The organism is Bradyrhizobium sp. 23, from assembly GCF_023073295.1.
Lineage (GTDB): Bacteria > Pseudomonadota > Alphaproteobacteria > Rhizobiales > Xanthobacteraceae > Bradyrhizobium > Bradyrhizobium canariense_D.
This window is the reverse complement of sequence record NZ_JADPJF010000088.1, coordinates 196747-198986: the sequence shown is the minus strand read 5'-3', so window position 1 is coordinate 198986 and position 2240 is coordinate 196747. Positions and strand designations below refer to the sequence as shown.

The window sequence follows — 2240 nt, the reverse complement described above, 5'->3', positions numbered from 1 at the left end:
GAGGACACCCGCCGCCGTATCCGCATCGCGCCGGTCTCGACCGGCTCGCTGGCGCCGAAGCGGGGCAGCGTCGCGCGGAAGGCGCGGACCAGGAAGATCGCCTCGATCAGATCGCCGCGCGCCTGCTTGATGGCGAGCGCCGCGAGCTCGCGGTCATAGAGCGAGCCTTCGCTCATGACGCGGTCCACGGCGAGACCAAGCTGCTCGGAGATCTGGTCGAGCGAGATTTCCGGAACGCTTTGGTCGCCACGCCGCGCACTGGCGAGCAGGCGATGGGCGTTCTCGATGGCGCGTTCGCCGCCTTTGACTGCGACATACATGCTTAGCTTCCCCTGCTCACGATACGCGTGGTGCGCGGGATCGCAACCATGGCGTCATCGGCGACCAGCACCACATCGATACCGCGCGGAAACAGCGCCTCGTTAATACGAAGTCGCTCGAACACGTCGAACGGCTTGATCGACGCCTGGAGCGTGGCGACGCCGTCGATGCCGGGCCCGCGCAGCTCGAAGCTGCGTCCCGAATCGAGACTCTCGACCTGCAGGATCAACGTGGTCGACCGATCCGGATATTCGCTGGTGCCGAGCGCGAAGCGCTCCAGCGAAGGCAGCGCCCCGCCGTCGCTGATCAGCGCGAAGCTGGCGATGGAAGAATCCTGCACCACCGGCGCACCAGTATGGAATTTCAGCCATTTCACGACGTCGGAAGTCTCATGCATGCGCGCATCGAGCCAGAGCGGCGTGTCGTGATCGAACAGCGTCAGCGCGATCGCGGCCGTCCCGCGCATCATCACACGAGGCGCTCCTGATGTCGGCACGATGCGCTGCACCGATCCCGGCCGCGCCATCGCGTCCATGACCGAGCGAAAGGTCGATTGCGCCGACAAGACCTTATCGGCGAACCCCGGCGGCAGTTCCGCAATCGTGGTCATGATCTCACCCCTCACCGCGCACCATGGTGTAGAAATCAACCTTCGTCGCGGCGGTCTGGGCCGCCACCTGCTTGCGCCTGACCATCAGCTGCTCACGCAACGGCGCGATAATGTCCCGCTCCACCGCGGCGCCGAAATCGCTGGACTGCACCAGGGCATCGCACAGCGCGATCAGCCGCGCCTTCTCGCCGTCGCGGCCGAGCGTGTAGCCGAAACCGACCTCGCCGCTCGCAAGCCGCACCGCGGCGCGCGACACCGTGGCTTCACCGAGGTTGAACGGCGCACCATCGCCGCCGACCCGGCCGCGCAGCATGACGAGGCCGTTTTCCGGCGCGCGCAGATCCTGATGCGCCGGCAAAGCGAGAGCGTGGAGGCGAGCGGCGATCTCGCCCGCCTCCGCGTGCGCCAGCACGGACATTGCGGCCTTGCGCTGGGCTTGCTGATTATTGTGCTGGGTCACCGCATCCACCGACTTCTCTGCAGAACTTGCCGAATCCAAGTTGTCTATGATACTAGACAACTTGATACGGGAGCGCCATGACTGTTTCGTGACAAAGGCGTGATTTCTGGAGTAGCTTCCCGGCCACATGAGCATGCAGGACACAGCCTCCTCCGGCGTCGCGTTGTGGCGCCTCGTTGCCGACGGCATCGAGCGCGGCATCGCCGACGGCCGCTTTGCGGCGGGCGACAAGCTGCCGGGCGAGGTGGAGATCGCCGAAACCTATCGCGTCAACCGCCACACCGTGCGACGCGCGCTGGCCGCGCTTGCCGAGCGCGGCATCGTGCGGGCAGAACGCGGCAGCGGAACCTATGTCGAGGCGCAGAAGCTCGCTTATCCACTGCGCTCGCGGACCCGTTTCTCCGAGATCGTCGGCGCGGACGGCCGCGAACCGCATGGCCGGCTGATCGAGGCGTCCGCTGACGTTGCGACCCGCGAACTCGCGCGGGAGCTTGGCCTCAAGACCGGCGCACCGCTGGTCCGGATCGAGGCGATGCGCCTCGCCGACCGCACGCCGATCTGTGTCTCCACGACGTGGCTATCGGCACAGCTATTCCCCGCTGCGGGCGACGTCTTTGCCGCGACCCGCTCGATGACGAAATTGCTCGAGCATTACGGCGTCCGGGACTATCGCCGCGGCGCGACCCGGATCACCGCCGGTATCGTCGACGCAACCGACGCCGCACGGCTCGATCTGGCGCTGGGACGGCCGATCCTGGTGGTCGACGCCACCGATCACGATCTCGACGGCAAGCCGCTGGTCACCAAGCATTCGCGCTTTGCGGCGGAGCGGGTGGAATTTCTGGTGGA

Annotated in this window: 4 protein-coding genes; 1 reads left to right on the top strand and 3 read right to left on the bottom strand. The window is 66.5% G+C overall.

Features of this window, described 5'->3' with window-relative positions; translation table 11 throughout:
- The 3 genes from IVB32_RS21905 to phnG form a co-directional block, all read right to left on the bottom strand.
- The coding region (locus IVB32_RS21905; RefSeq protein ID WP_247411411.1) for a carbon-phosphorus lyase complex subunit PhnI at window positions 1–320 on the bottom strand (320 nt) is incomplete at its 3' end.
- A gap of 2 nt (window positions 321–322) precedes the next feature.
- A complete protein-coding gene (phnH, locus tag IVB32_RS21900) occupies window positions 323–931 on the bottom strand; it encodes a phosphonate C-P lyase system protein PhnH (protein WP_018453079.1) in 609 nt (202 codons plus the stop codon).
- 4 nt (window positions 932–935) lie between these two features.
- Window positions 936–1400: a phosphonate C-P lyase system protein PhnG gene (gene phnG, locus IVB32_RS21895; RefSeq protein ID WP_018453078.1), complete on the bottom strand. Its 465-nt coding sequence runs from the start codon at window positions 1398–1400 to the stop codon at window positions 936–938.
- A gap of 118 nt (window positions 1401–1518) precedes the next feature.
- Between phnG and phnF the strand changes: the two genes are divergently transcribed.
- Window positions 1519–2240, top strand: a 722-nt coding sequence (gene phnF / locus IVB32_RS21890; RefSeq protein WP_247411410.1) for a phosphonate metabolism transcriptional regulator PhnF, incomplete at its 3' end; no start/stop codon positions are given.

What these genes read in the sequence shown, in the direction of transcription:
- phnH (WP_018453079.1), bottom strand. Translation starts at nt 931, where the DNA reads ATGACCACGATTGCGGAACTGCCGCCGGGGTTCGCCGATAAGGTCTTG.